The organism is Emticicia sp. TH156 (assembly GCF_002855535.1).
GTDB classification, from domain to species: domain Bacteria; phylum Bacteroidota; class Bacteroidia; order Cytophagales; family Spirosomataceae; genus Emticicia; species Emticicia fluvialis.
Genome location: NZ_PKRS01000019.1, coordinates 1 through 16,456, shown reverse-complemented (window position 1 = coordinate 16,456; position 16,456 = coordinate 1). Strand labels below are relative to the sequence as shown.

Here is a 16,456-nt window from a genome sequence, read left to right as displayed (position 1 = left end):
GTTCTTAATGATTTTTGCTTGTGTTGTCATTGATTTAATCTTTAATGTTAAGTTACTAAATAAATCGTAACTGTCAGATTAAATCGTGACTATTTCAACTAAAATTTATGCTTAGTCCCCAACTTTTTCGCTTGAGCCATTTTTTCCTGCAAAGAAAATCCTTTTTTATCTACTCACCAACTTTTCAGATTGAGCCCTTTTCAGTTTGATCCGATATTCTAACCAACTGAAAACGCCATAAAAACAAAAAAAGCACTCATTTCTGAGTGCTTTTTGCGGCTAAACGGGCTTACAATCGAACCCTTAATACCCATTTTAACTTTTTTGGAAAGTATTTTTGAATGCCAGTAATTAAAATTTGCTTAAACTGTGAAGCAAAATAAGTGTTAATGATATTGGGTTTCTATTCATATTCGAGTTGTGTACTTATTTAATATTCGCTTATTATCTAAGAAAAAACACACGAATGGGAATAGCTAGAATAATTCATTATATTACCCCCTATTCATATATTTGCATACTTCAAATTTCAGAAGGAATTTACTAATGTTCATGTGCGTATCGTATTAAATAAAGTTGTTGTAAAGTTATTCAATTATGTAGTGATAGTCTCATTTATACAAAAGAAAGAGTGCCGTTAATAAATAGTTTGCGAACTGATTTGGCGTTGAGATCTCTCTTCATTAAAAATTCCAATCTGCTTTGGCAATTTACTGGCTTCACTATACTACCTGGAAGTTATTATAATTGTTCGATAAAAAATTCTGAATGATTGATAATCGTCTAAGAATTGAATGCCGGAACTCTAAAGTTATAATTAAACACTTGCCTTGTATATTAGGTTTATAACTATTATACAAAAATAACCCAACGGTCATCAACATTATCAAAAAATTTTTCAGTCAAAACAAAAACTTCTTCAGTAAGTATTTACTAGGTGCTGTTAACCTATTGCCAGAACGTGCCTAATAATTAAAAACCACACCAACACCGAGACCCATATCACTATCATAGTGAATTCTGGCGCGAATATTTCTTGTTGCAATATAATCAAAGCCACCCATAAACTCCTTATCGGTGTTTATCATAAACATGCCTCTTAATCTTTTCCCTAATGGAATATCTTCTCTTGATAATTGCAAGCGTACATTCCCATCAGTAAACACTTCGGATTGAAAACGTAACAGCATGGGTAACGTATAATTAAAGCCGAGGCTCAAAAGACTACGGTTATCCTTTGTATTAGATTGTTTAAAAATATTTCGCTCAACTTCATTGATTCCAAATTTCCTATATCTCCAATCAAAACCTATAAAAGGCATAAACCACTGCATTTTACCAATATACCGACCAATGTGCGTTTCAGTTTCATAACCATGCATATCGTTGTAACCTAATCTCCATTCTGTACCAATGCTCCAACGGGTATTCTGAAACATGAACATGCCATCGTTTCCATTGGTAGCAAAATCATTTTCGGCCATGACATGAAATTTACGATCGTCAGCATTTAACTTTCTGCGAGCCAGTGTAGGATTTTCTATGAGTGGATTGGGTGCTTGGTTTTCATAGGTAAAAACGCGCCCCATTCCACTCATCATGTGATAAAGAATATGGCAATGAAAGAACCAGTCTCCTTCTACATTTGCATTAAATTCAAGTGTATCAGTTTCCATCGGCATAATATCAATAATATTTTTAAGCGGGGCATATTCTCCTTGCCCATTGATAACTCTAAAATCATGACCGTGTAAGTGCATAGGGTGACGCATCATAGAGCCGTTAGAAAGAATCAGTTTTACGTTTTCACCTTTCTTTATCAATATTTTGTCTGTTTCAGAAACGACTTTGTTATCCAGGCTCCAAACGTAACGATTCATATTTCCGCTTAATTCAAATTTCAATGTTCTTGAATTTCCGCTAGGCAATGAAGTTTTTAAAGGTGATTTGAGCATGGCGTAATTAAGTGTAACTATATTTCCTGGCTGTTGATGTGATTGATGACCCATATCAGACATATTCATCTCTTTCGTATTGCTACCTGTTATTTCCGGATACATGACAGCATTCATATCCATTTGGTTCAGACTCATACTCATGCCCATATCGTCCATACTGCCATCGATATTCATCATATCATTCATCATTTTCATTCCTTCAAAATATTTCAGTTTAGGCATGGGTTGCGCTTTCATCTTCATACCCTCACCTATCCACAATGATGTAGATTTAGTGCGATCTTCAGCAGTCGCTAAAAACTCGTAGCTCATGCCATGTTCGGGAATGGTAACAATAATGTCATAAGTCTCTGAAACTGCGATAATCAATCTATCGACATCCACAGGCTCAACGTCGTTGCCATCACTGGCAACAACTGTAATTTTCCCTCCCGCATATTTAAGCCAGAAGTAAGTAGAGGCTCCGCCATTAGATATTCTTAAACGGACTTTATCTCCTCCTTTAAATTGCGAAAGAGTATTTTCATTCTGGCCATTTATGAGAAACTTATCGTAATAGACATCGCTTACATCCATCGCATTCATACGTTTCCACTCATTTTTGAGCTTTACGCCAAAGTATCCTTGTTTGATTGCCTCACCGTAACTCTGAGTGGTTCCCTTCTTGATAGCAAACCAATCAGTGGCATTATGCAGCATTCGATGCACGTTCTCAGGTTTATAATCTGTCCACTCGCTCAAAATAATCGGGATAGTGGGTAAGTCATCTATTCCTTTTCTGAATGTTGGGTCATCCGGTCGTTTGTTCATAATAAAACTGCCATACATACCTATTTGCTCTTGTAAGCCTGAATGACTATGATACCAATGTGTACCATTTTGAATTACAGGGAATTTGTATAGATATGTTGTCTTAGGCCTTATAGGCATTTGAGTGAGATAAGGAACACCATCCTCTTTGTTTGGTAGGAATACCCCGTGCCAATGTAAGGAAGTTGTTTCATTTAGTTCATTATGCACATATATTTCGGCGGTATCGCCCTCTGTAAAGGTCAATGTCGGCATTGGTATCTGCCCATTTACAGCGATGGCTCTTTTTAGTTTTCCTGAATAATTGACAAGCGTATCACGGACATACAAATCGTATCTTATTGTTTTGTTCAAATAGTTTAACTTTTTAAGGGATTTAGCATCTTTTGCCTTATTGTCTGATGTAACAGATTTGTTAGACACAGACATTGTATGTCTTTCATGTTGAGCAAAAAGAGTACTTGAAATAGATAATAGAGCATATATTAAAAAGTGTTTCATTTTACTTGGAATGAAATAGTAATATAATTTTTTACTGGAATAGCATTGAGATACCCTTAGAATTATTAGGGGATAATAAAAAGAATACTCTTTAAAACTTCATATTCTTTTTGCTCGTTTAAAACTGATAAAAAACAATAAGAAACCTGAAAGGATGGTAAGTAAACCAAAAACAGAAAATGCTCTTAGTAGCCAATTAGAAATATTGTCTCGCCCCTGATAATCCATTGTATGAAGCATCCACAGAAAATCAAAGATACGCCATTTATTATTTCTGAATTTCTGGACTGTCCCTAATTCGTTACTCACATAAACGGTCGTGTTTGAAGGGTGTTCAAATGTAATAGCATAAGCTGGTAATGGTTGCCCCCGATATTCATGATGGTTGTTGATAGTCGTTAAGTATTCAACCGATTTTATTCTGGCGTCATCAGAGAAATTTAACTGAGCCACTTTAGTAGCTTCTTTTTCGGAAAGCCCGGCACGCAGTTCACTGGAAATAGCGTTGGCTAATTGTATTTTCTTCGCTCCATCATGTTCCTTGGAATAGGAAATCTGATAATATGGTACACCTAAAATTTGAATTAAACGAGTATCCAATATATAGTTAACAGTATCTTTTGCCCTAATCTTTTGCAAAATATCTGACAGATTTGCTAATTTGATATTTCCCTCAATAGGATGAATATGGGCTTTTTGATGATCTCCATGAATTTCATCCATATCTGACCAACTGAAATAGAGACCACCCAAAGTCCAGAGACTAAATTGGATACCCAGGATAACCCCTAAATATCTATGAGATTTTCTAATATAATAATGTTTACTTTTTGCCATTTATTTCAAATTTTCTTATGCTTTCAAATCTGCATTCTCACGAATCTTTCTCTGCCATAGTAGGTTTGACGAATGAATTACAAGACGTAACCAGGAGGTACAGGTATGAACTTATGATTCCTCATAAAAGATGACAGGGGTAATAATATATTACCCCTTTTTAATATTGAAATTTTATTTAGTGCTTATGACCTGCCATTCTATCAGCAGGCATACAGTGGTTCTCATACAAACAGTGTACAGCACAGGCTGCCTGTTGTTTGTAATTATCGTGCAGCAGCATCACTGTTTCCCCTTTTGCATTTTTTACTTCGCACATTCCTGTGTGAGATGCTTTACCAATGGTGTAATTTTCTTCGGTTCCATTAATGTAATAAACAAATGTGCCATTTTTAGGAGCTTTACCAATTACTTTACCCGAATTATCTTTAATATTGCCATTAGCATCTACTTTGGTAATTGCCTTTCCTGCATGGTCTAAGCTCCCGTCCGAAGTTAAAGTACCAATATGCTTTCTTTCATAATAAATATGACCTTTTGAATCAACTTTGGGGATTAAATTAGTTGATTTCTGGGCCAATACACTCATCATTGAAATCAGAATGAGGGATAGTGTTAAGATTACATTTTTCATTGTTTGATTAGTTATAATGTTTGATTATTTAATGGTTCAATCTTATTTGAAGACTTAATTTATCGCTTCAATTTTAAAGCCTGCGCTTTTTACTGCCTCGATAACATCTTCAGTTGGAACATCTGAATGAGTAATGGTCAGTATCTTATCAGGATTTTCAGTGTTTACCTGCCAATTATCTTTTCCTACAGTTTCATTCAGCTTATTTGTTACTCTTGCAACACAGCCACTACAATTAATATTTGTTTTGAATGCTTGATTTTCCATTTTTCTAATTTTGATTTGTATTTTGTTATTTGAGATTCATTGTAAACTTTTACTTCTGAGTCTAAGACTGTTACTTACTACAGATATAGAACTCAACGCCATTGCTGCCCCCGCAATCATGGGATTGAGCAAATAACCATTAAAGGGATATAGAACACCAGCGGCGATGGGAATGCCAATAAGGTTATAAATGAATGCCCAAAACAGATTTTGCTTTATAGCCGAAGTCGTGATCTTTGATAATTTAATAGCCTGTGGAATCTTCGTTAAATCAGATGAAATGATAGTCATTTTTGCTACATCCATTGCTATATCACTGCCTTTTCCCATTGCAATGCTGACATCTGCCTGAGCCAGCGCATTACTGTCATTGATGCCATCGCCTACCATTGCGACCACATTTCCCTGTTCCTGTATTTCTTTAATGAATTCAGACTTCTGAGAAGGCAATACTTCTGCCTTGAAATCTGTTATTCCGGCCATTTTAGCCACAGATGCAGCAGTTTTAGGGTTATCCCCTGTAAGCATATAGACTTTTATACCCTGAGATTGCAAGTTTTTAATAGCTTCTATTGACGTTTTCTTTATTTGGTCTTCAATAGCGATTACAGCTAATGCTTCATCTGACTTGGCAAACCAAATAACTGTCTTTGACTCCCCGAGCCATTGATCAGCCTTTGCTTTTAATTGAGCGTCAATCTTTATCTCGTTGTTGATAAGCAAGTTCTCATTTCCTACAAAATATAACTCATCCGCTACCATCGCTTTTGCACCGAATCCCGTAATGCTTTCAAAATGATGTACTGGTGTAGGAAAAGTATCTTTAAAGTATTTCACCACTGCTTCCGCTAACGGATGCTCGGACTGCTTTTCTATTGAAACTAACGCGACACTGTTTGTTTGGTTTTCGTTTTTCCAGTATACATTAGTTACAGCAGGCTTGCCTTCAGTTATAGTTCCTGTTTTGTCCAAGACCACCACTTTTATTTTAGTTGCTAATTCGAGGCTTTCAGCGTCTTTAATAAGAATCCCATTTTCTGCGCCTTTTCCAACTCCTGCCATGATCGCAGTGGGAGTAGCCAAGCCTAAAGCACATGGACAGGCAATTACCAGAACTGTTACCATTGTTAATAACCCTTGTGTCAGACCATTTTCACCGCCCAATATGAGCCAGGTAAAAAAAGTAACAATGGCAATAACAAGAACAATTGGGACGAATATCCCTGCAATCTTATCAACTAATTTTTGTACAGGAGCTTTACTACCTTGTGCCTCTTGCACCATTTTAATAATCTGTGCCAGAATAGTATCACTTCCAACTTTGATGGCTTTAAACTGAAAACTCCCTTTCTGATTGATTGTACCCGCATAAACCTTGTCCTTTACTGTTTTTTCTACGGGAATTGGTTCTCCGCTTAACATACTTTCATCAATAAAAGAAACACCACTAATGATTTCACCATCTACTGCTATTTTTTCACCGGGCTTCACGAGAATGATATCACCAATTTTAATGCTATAGATAGGAACCTGCATTTGATGTCCACCTTCATGCACAATGGTAACTGTTTTAGGTTGTAGTCCCATCAATTTTTTCAGAGCGGATGAGGTATTCCCTTTTGCCTTTTCTTCGAGCCACTTGCCTAATAGAATAAAAGAAATGACTACCGCTGCTGCTTCAAAATATACGTGGGCATGTAATCCTTTTTCGTGCCAGTATTCAGGATTAACGGTATTAAATATACTGAACACATAAGCAACACCTGTGCTTAGGGCAACCAGTGTGTCCATATTAGCTGAACGATGTTTAGCCTGTTTCCAGGCATTTACAAAAAACTGCTTGCCAAAAACAAAAAGAACAGGAGTGGATAATGCCCACATAATATAATTGCTGTATGGGATGTTCATAAAGAACATCCCAATAGCAACGACAGGGATTGAAAGAATAATCGACCAAAGCGTTTTTTTCTTTAATAAGTCAAAGTTTTTTTCTCTGGCTTTTTCCAGTTCATCTTTTGCCTCCTCACTTTCGTCCACTAAAAGATCATATCCTATCGACTGTAATGCCGCTTTTAACTGATTTGCATCTACAAGTGTTGGTATATACTCTATTTGTGCAGTTGCATTGGGATAGTTGACATTTGCGCTGATAACTCCTTCCTGATTTTCAAGAATACTCTGAACACTACTGGCGCAACTGGCGCAAGTCATATTTGAAACTGAGAGATTCTTTTTTACGGTGGTTACATCATAGCCTAAGTCCCTTATTTCTTTGACTGCATTTGTAAGGATACTGTTATCAGGCGATGAAGTAATGACTGCCTTATTATTATTTAATTCAACTTTATGGCTTAATACGCCTTGAACTTTGCTCAAACCTTTATCTACAATCAAGGCGCAATGTTCACTTTCCACCCCTTCAAGAGGTATCTCTAAAGTAATATTTTTATTTTTCTCCATTGTCTAAATATTTTGATAGAACAAAGGTATAGAGAAAGAGAACAAACCTGCTTATAGCCTGTTTGCATTGATTTATATAATTTTCAGGTAGAGTTTTTCAGGAGAACCAAAGGAACTCTTAAGAATGAAAACAGAATTCCTTCGGCTTCGAAAAGTTATTTAATAGTCTCTTTTACACTGCCACAAGTCAACATAGAACTCCCATAATAGGGATTTTTTATATCGCTTTCGTTACTTAACCAACCTGCCTTTTTCATCGGGCAATATTGTTGATAAATTGGCTCGGACGAAATTTTTGCGCCTTTGGCTAAAGTATATAAGCTTTCTGATAAACTTTGGAATACTTCTCTTTGCTTTTTCAAGTCTTTGGCATCTGCGATTTTCTGTGCATCTGAAATGATTTTTGAGTTCACCTTCATAAATTCAGTGTGTTGTTTCATTTCCATTTTATTCATATCAATAGCTTTCACAGCAGAAACCAACACTCCGGCTGCTTTGGCAGATGCATCTGCATCAGATGCGACCAGAGCATTTTTTATAGTGTAGTAAGCATCCAAAACAGGTTTAAAAATAGATTGGTTTTCTTTCATTGAAGACATCTCATGCCCACCATGAGAATGGTTATTATGATTTTCGCTATTATCAGCAAGCATCGTATTTGAAGCCGGGGCGGTAATACCTGTAATTTTCTGCCACTCCTCTACTTTTTTCTGCAAATTGGCAACTGCCCCTTTCAGGTTCTTTTTATTGCCTAATTCAATCGCTTTCTGTGCTGACTTCGTGGCCGCAATATAATCCTTTTGCTCTTCCAGTATTTTTATTGTCAGGTTGGCGTAATTAAAATTGTCATTAGCCATTTCTTCTGACCTTCTTGACCATATCAAAGCCTGCTTCAAGTCTTTTTGATTAGCGAAATAATACTGAGCGGCATTATTGAAGAATTTTGCATCCTCAACTTTTTCAATATTGATTTTTTGATTAATATCATTCATTACGACTGCATCAGCATTACTTTTAACCGGAACTTTGATTTGGGTATTTTCCCAATTTAAGTAAAGATTAGCAGAGTAATCAGGCAGAATATCTTCTATGCTTATTGAAAAAGATTCATATGTTCTGGCAGTAGTTTCTGGTTTTACCCTGATACGGAATAAATCTTTTTTGTCATCATAACTAAATGCGCCATGTCCAGTTGTATCTGTGTTTAAAATGACTGTCCATTCATTTGAATTAGGAATGGTAAACAGCGAATAGACACCTTTTTTAACAGACTGCCCGCCAAAAAAAATATCTTCACTGAAACGAATTCTTGTGCTTTCTCCAGCCCCTGTGCGCCAGATTTGATTAAAAGGAACTAATTCGCCAAAAATTTTGCGACCCCGCATCAGAGGTTTTTCGTATTTAAGACTAATGTCAGTAAAACCTAATTTTTGTTTCCATTCAGCCTCTGGGCTTGGTGGAGGGGTTTTTAATTCAATTTGTGCATTAGAGATAATACAGATTCCAAGAAACAAAATAATTATTGCTATCTTCTTCATGACTCTATTATTTAAGGATTGACTGATTAATTTTAATTGTGCATAGGCTCTCCGTCTTTTTTACAACATGACGGAAGTTTGTTGTAGCTTTTTTCATTAGCTATTGTTTCATCTGCATCATAGCCAGCATCGTTTATCGCTTTTTTCAATTTTGAAATATCCGTTTTTTTCGGATTGAAAGTAATCGTTATCACTTTATCCTTTAAATCAAGATTAGACTCAGAAACTCCTTTGGTAAAAGCTAACTGCTTTTCTATGCGCTCTTTACACATTTCGCAAATAGCAGATGTTTTGATTTTTACCTGTGAAGGAGGATCTGCTTTAAATGCGAGACTGAGAATTGAAATAAATAATACTGCCAAGACTGAAAAAATGGTCGATTTCATTGTTTGAATTGTTTTATGATTTAAAAAATATTATATTTTAGAATTATCGTCAGAGTTTAATGGCTATTCCATTAGGCTTTTTACCCACTGAAAGGGTTTTAACTACCTTGTGTTGCGTAACATTAATGACAGAAACACTGCCAGCTTCCTGATTGGTTACGTAGGCAGTCATGTCCTTAAAGGCTATTGCATGGGCGCCAGCAGCGGTCGTAAATGCCCCCTCATGCCTCATTTTGCCGGAATTATCCTTTATCCACCAATGCACCTTACCTGCGTTAGGGTCAGTAACCCACATTTCTTTCGTAGCATCATGATAAGCCACAAAACCCGGCATAAATCCCAAATGTACAGTTTCGACCACTTTTAGCGTTTCTACATCAATAATAGAAACGCTTTGGCCGTCTTCATTATCAACATACATGCGTCCGTCAGTTCCAACCCATGCACCTACAGGATTTTTGCCAACATCGATTGTTTGTAAAAGAGCTTTAGTATCTGGATTAATCGCACTAACAGTATTACTTGCTCCATTGGCAACAAAAGCTACTTTGCCATCAGAAGAAAATGTGATTTCGGCAGGCTCCTTGCCGACAGAGACAGTATTTTTAAGCGCAAACGTATTCACATCGTATATTAAAACTTTTCCATCCTCATCCATTTTTGAAGTCCAGATTTCTTTACCGTCAGGTGAATAGATCGCATTATGATTCATGCCAATAGAATTAAAAATTTTAATATTCAATCCTGTTGTTGCATCCAGAATCGCGACTTTTCCACTCATTCCGGCCATACCACCCGAATGCCCTTCACTTAAATCCATTCCCGGGGCAGCAATTGAAATCTGTGTTTTACTTGGGTTCAGATAAATGTGATGCGGGTAAGATAAAGCCTTACCCATATTCATACCATCCATCCGTGTGCCTGTTCCATCCGTTAAGGGAACGGTGGCAGAAATTTCATTAGTGGCTAAATTGATTACTGAAAGTGTACTACTTTCACCATTGACTACATAAGCCGCCGGGTAGTTGATATAGGGTTCAGGTTGCTTGGTACTCATGTCCATACATGAGGAAAACAACAACGCGGAAACTATAATAAGTATATTTTTCATATCTAAATCTGGTTAATGGAGATGCGCTTGTTTTCTTTTAATAGCTTAAAATGACTTGGTGTTAAACCCGTCACCTTCTTAAATTGCATTGAAAGGTGCTGGACACTGCTATAATACAGTAAATCAGCAATTTGGCTCAAAGAATATTCATCGTAAACCAAAAGTTCTTTAACTTTTTCAATTTTCTGATTGATTAAAAACTGTTCAATAGTTGTCCCCTCAACTTCTGAGAAAAGCGTCGTCAGATATTTATAATCTCTGCCTAGTTTTTCGGCGATGTAGACAGAAGGATTGATTTTTTTCAATTGCTCGGGTTGAGTTTGTACCAGTTCGATAATCGTTGTTTTAATGATATGGACAATCTGTTTACGTTTGTCATCCAACAATTCAAAGCCATATGATTTCAGACCTTTCGAAATAACCTCAATTTGTTTCTCATCTAACTCAGATTCTGTTTCCACTAAGCCTAAATCAACCTTAATCGTTTTAATGTTATTTTTTTTAAAGAGGTCTGCCGTTACCATCTTGCATCTGTCGCAAACCATGTTTTTAATATATAAAGTCATGTTTTTCGATTTTTATTTGATTTTGTAACGCATACCGATATAGACCATTCTGCCAATAATTGGCCCCCATGTCATACCTGCATCAAAATGCCTTCCGAAAGGATCATCAGAAGCAACGATTGGACTGGCTTGTGTAAAATTGTTCAGGTTCTCGCCTCCTAAGTAGACATCCCATTTTAAGAAAGTCCGGGTAAGCTGTGCATTGATATTTGAATATCCCGGTGCAGTAGCAGCTGCTTTGGAATAGCTTTCAATATGCTGTGGCATTGCGGGAATTCTTCTTGCTCCATTCCACTGCCATGTCAAATCAAATTTCCATTTATCGTAGGGTAAGGCATAACCTATATTAAATAAAACCCTATCCCGGTTTAGGAATTGTTTGGGCTTTAATAACAGGCTCCCATCTGTTTGAAGGAAATCATTCTTCACATCAAACAAGCGATAGGCTATTTTTAAATCGAATCGCTTTGCTGGAACATAGTTAAGTTCGGCTTGAAAACTATTGGAATAAGAACGGCCCTGTAAATTATAGAACCGAAGCAAACCAGCCGTTTCCATGTCTACAATAACCTGATTTTGAAAATCAGTACGATAAGCATCGATAATAAGAGAAGCCTTATTACCAAATATGTGGAACTCATTGCTTAGACTTATGCCATAGTTCCAGGATTCTTCAGGTCTAAGGGTATTTTCAAATTCAACAAAACGACTACTGACCAAAAGCCCGTAATTTTCTGCTAATGGGTTTGCCACTCTCCACCCTTTGCCTGCACTTACCCGCAAATGAATGTCTTTGCTAATGTCATACTTGGCGTGAATTCTTGGGGTAAATCTTATGCCATAGAGATTGTGTATATCCACTCTACCGCCTGCCACAATTGTCAACTTCTCAGGTAAAGTATAGGTATATTCAAAGAACGCACCCGGTACTGACTCTTGGCGGTTGCGGGGGTTAATACCTGAAAGCGTTTCATTGTAATCATCTAGTAAATAACTCAGGCCAGCCTTGTATTGATGGTTTGTATTACCAAAGATATTCTGATATATCAGATTTGCATACAGGGTTTTCTGAACACCAGTATAATTACGAAGTCCGAAGAATGATTGGTTATCGTGGACTGCCCCATTTAAAATCAACCCTAATCCCTTGTAAGGCTTAGTCTGATAAAGACGGGCTGTTTTACTAAAAAACTCAATACGCTTTGTTTGGCTTCCGAAACCATAGACTAAAGATGAACCTCTCTGTTCGGGTTGAAAATTGTTTTGCCCACCCAAACGGTCTTCATATAGTCCTTTAATACCAAACTGAACCATATAATTGTCAGTTTGATACTTCCAGCGATTAATAACATTATACTGATTGTAAAGTGGTATATCTAAAAAATTATCACCGTTTTTATCAATTCTGTTTTGAAGCGTAGACGCATGACTTAATAAGCCGACAGAAAGATTTTTATTGATTTTTTTTGCCAGATTGAGATTAACTTCCCCTCGTCCAAATGAATTTAGATAAGTATTGAGATAGAGTTTATCGGCAAGTTCAGGTTTTTGCAGTTCAATATTAATTTGTCCTGTCATAGACTCATAGCCACTTACTACTGACCCTGCGCCTTTGCCTACATCAATTGAACTTATCCAGGTGCCTGGAATATAATTAAGCCCGAAAGTAGTGTTCAGACCACGAATATTGGGTATATTCTCAGAATTGGTCTGTACATAATTTCCGCTTAAACCTAATAGCTGAATTTGTTTGGATCCTGTGACTGCATCGGCATAGCTAACTGAAACACTTGCATTCGTTTCAAAACTTTCAGACAGATTGCAACAGGCTGCTTTGGCAAGAGCTTTTGTAGTTATGATTTCTGTCTGAATCGGATTTAACCGATCAATAACAGTAGCCTCACTTTTAACTGTGACTTCCAGAAGCGTTGATGATTCAGGTTGCAGATGAATAGTAAGAGATTCTTCCGATTGGACTATTAAAGTATCAGTTTTAAATCCAACTGAACTAATAATAAGCTGACGATTATCGGCAGTCTTAGGCAGATTAAATTTGCCCTCAACATCAGCAGATGTACCAAGTTTAGAGTTCTTCCAACGAACGACTGCACCAATAACGGGTTCAGTTTTACCATCCGCTTTTTTCTCTAAAACGATACCCTTCAAGGTTTGAGAGAATGAATTATAGGATAGAAGGACAAAAAATCCTATGAAGATGTTTTTAAAATTAGCCGACATGATATTTTGATTTTGATTAAAAACTATTTTGCCAACCGTGACATGTGCATGGTTGAAAATGAGTTTATTCAATCAAATCAAAAAAGTCCGGATACGTATAAGCAGATTTTTCCCTGATAGGGGTGGTGCGGTATCATAGAAATGATGAATCCTGAATGAAACAGATTCGTTTTCCCATGAAATTAAGGTGAAATTTGACACTGGTTTATCTAACCAGAAAAAAGCCGGGGTTTGTAACTCCGGGTTGTATCCACTCGAAGAATCCGTAATGACTTTGTAAACAGCCATATGCTCTTCGCAGCATTTTGTTTTCTTGAAATGTTGAAGTTTTAACGAACTTGTGGCTGTTTTTTTATTAGAACAACATTTTTTCGGTGTAGAAACTATAAAGGTTTTTTTCCCTTTAACCTTACACAAATGTTCTATCACGGTAAACCCCATGCTTGCAAAAAGCACCTGGAATGCCATGAGTAAACAAAATATTTGTGTAAGTCTTTTTTTCACTTCGTTGAAAGAAAGTACAAATGTCAAACATTTCCTAAAAATAAGGTTATACTTTGTTCTTTATCTTTTATATAATTTTCAGATATGTCCATCCCTTATACCAATTTTCTCTAGTTAAATTAAAGCTACTAAGAATAGCTCTTACAAAAGATGATAGAGTACCTGTCCGTAAGGCACTCTATTTCAATATTATAGATTTTTGTAAATCGGCGGTTACACAACCAACGCCATTTCTTCACAAATAGTTGCACATTTATAACATGCTTCTGCACATTCACGGCAATGTTCCATACCCATTTTTGCATGTTTCTCACATTCTTCTGCACAGGCTTTGCATACATCAGCGCAAACTTTACAAAGACCACCAGAAAACTCGCTTCCCAAACTCATGAGTTCTGCGGCCGAGCGACATATTGCTGCACACTCCAAATCGAGTTGAATGCATTTTGTCAAGTGATGCAGATGTTCTTCCTTTAAACATTCTGTAGCACAGTGGCTACAAATAGTTGCACAGGCGTTACAGGCCTGAATGCAGTCTTGAAATTTTTGATGTGCCATAATATTTTCTGTTTGAAGTTGTTTTAATAAAATATAGTTATCTGTAAGTGATTGCGTTTTTAGAATCTTTATATTGAAACTGCTGCTACATATTCATTAAGGACGGATATATTCTTAGAAAAACCTGCCCGGAAACAGGAGTTTTACCATACAAATCTTTTAGACGGTTATCAGTATGATAAACTGTAAACTGACTACCTGCGGCAAAACGAACATTGTTCAATGAGAAAAGATCATAGTTAAATCCAAGTGTAAATGCATTGACAGGAAATAAACTACCCATATTGAAATCTGCCTCATTTAAATCTAGTTCTTCAACTGATTTCTGTGTCCATTCATAACGTGTGTAAAACGCTGTTTTTTGCTGACGTAGGCTAGCTTCAATTAATACAGCATTCTCACTCTTGCTTTCATGCTGTTTATTAACTCCCCAAAGTGCCGTGATATTCAGAAACTCTTCTTCCCCGAATTTTTTCGCGTAGATTGCAGAAGCCGTAGTGCGGGTAACATCTTCGTCAGCATGCAAAAATTCAGGGCTTTTTATCCAACCCTGCGACACCTGAAAAGACCAGTTACGAGTTGGATTATACGATAAACGTCCGCTATAAGAGTCAAAACGTGGCTTATCAAAGTTATAACGGTTCTCATCAGGTTCCCGGCCTGTAAAAGACGATGCTTCAATTTTTAGCTTATTGAAACGATAACCGATAGTGGCTACACCAAATGTAATATGTGTTCCGTCGTTCCAATGATGACTGAGAGGTGCATCCGGATTAGCTAAAGCTGACGGTCGATGCATAAATGCTACTGATCCTAACGCAGGCTCCCCCGGATATGCTAAATAAAATGATAAATCTGATTTCTTGGAGAAGGCATAAGTATACCCAATAGAAAGCTCTGAAAAAAGATCATGCGGATGTTGTGAATCCACTAAAGGCCGTCCTTGCCAGCTTTCACCTGTTTGAAATAAAAGTGGATAGCCTGCTCCACCTTCAGTCAAACGGTCAGCAGATAACATGGTATTAAACCGAAGCAATCCTTTTTTTCCTATTTTTCTTTGCCCCATAAACATCAACCAATTAGGGGCACTAAATGCTTCACCTCCCCTCATATTTTTCCTGCCCATATTTTGGACTGTGTATCTGGGTGCAATATTCCAATGCAACATATACATCCATTTCCGGCTATGTATCATAGTACCATACATAGGGGCCGCATCCGGCAGCCACGCCGTGCCTGAACCATTACGGTTCATGGGAAGATTGAGAGAAAAAGCATGATTCATAGGAGGCATGTCTTTCATAGACGAGTCATGTTTCATCATCTCGTGATGCCCTGTATTACTTGTATCAGTTTTTTGGTGCTCACGTTGATGGTGTTGAGCAAGTGCTGTCAGGGCATTCATTGCAAGTAATGACGTGACGATAATAGAATGTGTTTTCATGGCAATCTTTTTCTGAAATTGCGAAAAAACTATTCCAGAAATCTAAAATGCAAGAGTAATAACTAAGGTAGTTTTCAAGAAAACAAGGATATAAAATGCATTAAAGCGATATTTCAGAATAAGCGGAGTTGATAATTTTATAAATTATTTGGAAAATTATATAAATCTATAATTATCCAATAATTTGGTTTTGTAGAAATTACGCGACAGCAAAATAGCTTAGAAGAAAGAGTAAATTAGCTAAACATCTGTCTATCTCAAAATCATGTAGATTTTTTAATGCTAAATTTACTATAATAAATGTATTAAAATTTATTTTCTGGGTGAAATATAAGAGTTCTTTTCACACTTTATCAATGGTTTCTTTAGGTAGGTTTGATTATTTTTTTAGAAATGGATACACAAGAATTAGGTGTTATAGGTTTTATATTTTTACTATTAAACTATACCACCTCTTCAAATGTCACTCCCAATCAAAGTTAAGCAACTAAATCCTTTTGGACTTATATATTTCAAATTAAAAATCTGATCTATTCTTTTTGCTCATTTAGAGCCTGTTTAAAAATAGCTAATAAAAAATAATAAGAGCATCTAATGCTCGCCGAAAAACACTTTCTTTGAAGTGACCAAACAAAAAAGAGAAA

General features: G+C 36.5%; 13 protein-coding genes. All 13 read right to left on the bottom strand.

Annotated features, from left to right (window positions below; genetic code table 11):
* Positions 1-965: 965 nt before the first annotated feature.
* On the bottom strand, positions 966-3,269 hold the full coding sequence (locus tag C0V77_RS22375; protein WP_229236349.1) for a multicopper oxidase domain-containing protein: 2,304 nt from the start codon (positions 3,267-3,269) through the stop codon (positions 966-968).
* 99 nt (positions 3,270-3,368) lie between these two features.
* Positions 3,369-4,106: a hypothetical protein gene (locus C0V77_RS22370; RefSeq protein WP_101728624.1), complete on the bottom strand. Its 738-nt coding sequence runs from the start codon at positions 4,104-4,106 to the stop codon at positions 3,369-3,371.
* 178 nt (positions 4,107-4,284) lie between these two features.
* Positions 4,285-4,740, bottom strand: a complete 456-nt coding sequence (locus C0V77_RS22365; RefSeq protein WP_143706162.1) for a DUF3659 domain-containing protein — start codon at positions 4,738-4,740, stop codon at positions 4,285-4,287.
* Between the two features lie 54 nt (positions 4,741-4,794).
* On the bottom strand, positions 4,795-5,007 hold the full coding sequence (locus C0V77_RS22360) for a heavy-metal-associated domain-containing protein (RefSeq protein WP_101728622.1): 213 nt from the start codon (positions 5,005-5,007) through the stop codon (positions 4,795-4,797).
* A gap of 36 nt (positions 5,008-5,043) precedes the next feature.
* Positions 5,044-7,467, bottom strand: a complete 2,424-nt coding sequence (locus C0V77_RS22355) for a heavy metal translocating P-type ATPase (protein ID WP_101728621.1) — start codon at positions 7,465-7,467, stop codon at positions 5,044-5,046.
* A gap of 155 nt (positions 7,468-7,622) precedes the next feature.
* Positions 7,623-9,005 carry a DUF2911 domain-containing protein gene (locus C0V77_RS22350; protein ID WP_101728620.1) on the bottom strand — a complete coding sequence of 461 codons (1,383 nt, stop codon included), beginning with the start codon at positions 9,003-9,005 and terminating at the stop codon, positions 7,623-7,625.
* Between the two features lie 32 nt (positions 9,006-9,037).
* Entirely contained in the window at positions 9,038-9,391 is a 354-nt protein-coding gene (locus C0V77_RS22345; RefSeq protein WP_101728619.1) for a heavy-metal-associated domain-containing protein, read from the bottom strand.
* Positions 9,392-9,440: 49 nt separating this feature from the next.
* On the bottom strand, positions 9,441-10,502 hold the full coding sequence (locus tag C0V77_RS22340) for a YncE family protein (protein ID WP_101728618.1): 1,062 nt from the start codon (positions 10,500-10,502) through the stop codon (positions 9,441-9,443).
* 2 nt (positions 10,503-10,504) lie between these two features.
* Complete coding sequence (locus tag C0V77_RS22335) at positions 10,505-11,068, bottom strand: AraC family transcriptional regulator (RefSeq protein WP_101728617.1); 564 nt, start codon at positions 11,066-11,068, stop codon at positions 10,505-10,507.
* A 12-nt stretch (positions 11,069-11,080) separates the two neighbouring features.
* On the bottom strand, positions 11,081-13,306 hold the full coding sequence (locus C0V77_RS22330) for a TonB-dependent siderophore receptor (RefSeq protein WP_101728626.1): 2,226 nt from the start codon (positions 13,304-13,306) through the stop codon (positions 11,081-11,083).
* Between the two features lie 72 nt (positions 13,307-13,378).
* A complete protein-coding gene (locus tag C0V77_RS22325) occupies positions 13,379-13,810 on the bottom strand; it encodes an HYC_CC_PP family protein (protein ID WP_409012813.1) in 432 nt (143 codons plus the stop codon).
* A gap of 213 nt (positions 13,811-14,023) precedes the next feature.
* Entirely contained in the window at positions 14,024-14,368 is a 345-nt protein-coding gene (locus tag C0V77_RS22320) for a four-helix bundle copper-binding protein (protein ID WP_101728615.1), read from the bottom strand.
* An 85-nt stretch (positions 14,369-14,453) separates the two neighbouring features.
* Positions 14,454-15,812 carry a hypothetical protein gene (locus C0V77_RS22315; RefSeq protein WP_101728614.1) on the bottom strand — a complete coding sequence of 453 codons (1,359 nt, stop codon included), beginning with the start codon at positions 15,810-15,812 and terminating at the stop codon, positions 14,454-14,456.
* Positions 15,813-16,456 lie beyond the last annotated feature (644 nt).